General features: G+C 72.2%; 1 protein-coding gene. It reads left to right on the top strand.

Going from position 1 to position 525, the window contains the following annotated elements:
* On the top strand, positions 1-525 hold a 525-nt coding region (locus PJ985_RS23290), incomplete at both ends, for a ketoacyl-synthetase C-terminal extension domain-containing protein (protein ID WP_271685866.1).

Below are 525 nucleotides of genomic sequence, written 5' to 3'. Positions count from 1 at the left end.
GTCGTGAGCGGCCGTTGTTGTTGGGTTCGGTGAAGTCGAACATCGGGCACGCCCAGGCCGCGGCCGGGGTTGCCGGTGTGATCAAGATGGTGCAGGCGATGCGGCACGGCGTGTTGCCCCGCACGCTCCATGTGGACGCGCCGACTTCGCATGTCGACTGGTCGGCGGGTGCGGTGGAGTTGCTGACCGAGACGCGGCCGTGGCCGCAGACCGGACAGCCGCGCCGGGCGGGTGTGTCGTCGTTCGGCGTGAGCGGCACCAACGCCCACGTCGTCCTGGAGCAGGAGCCCCCGCTCACCGCCGAACCCACGGCGGAGCCGGAGCCCGCAGACCGGGACCTGCCGCTCCTCCCGTGGATCCTCTCCGCCCGTACGGCCGCGGGCCTGCGCGAGCAGGCCGGGCGGCTGGCCGCACACGGGTCCGCGCTCGAAGCCGCCCCGCGCGATGTGGCATACGCGCTGGGCACCACGCGGTCGGCTCTTGAGCATCGTGGTGTGGTGTTGGGTGCGGATCGGGTGGAGTTGT

It is taken from the genome of Streptomyces sp. ACA25 (genome assembly GCF_028200735.1).
Classification (GTDB): domain Bacteria; phylum Actinomycetota; class Actinomycetes; order Streptomycetales; family Streptomycetaceae; genus Streptomyces.
This window is presented reverse-complemented; position numbering and strand designations above follow the sequence as displayed.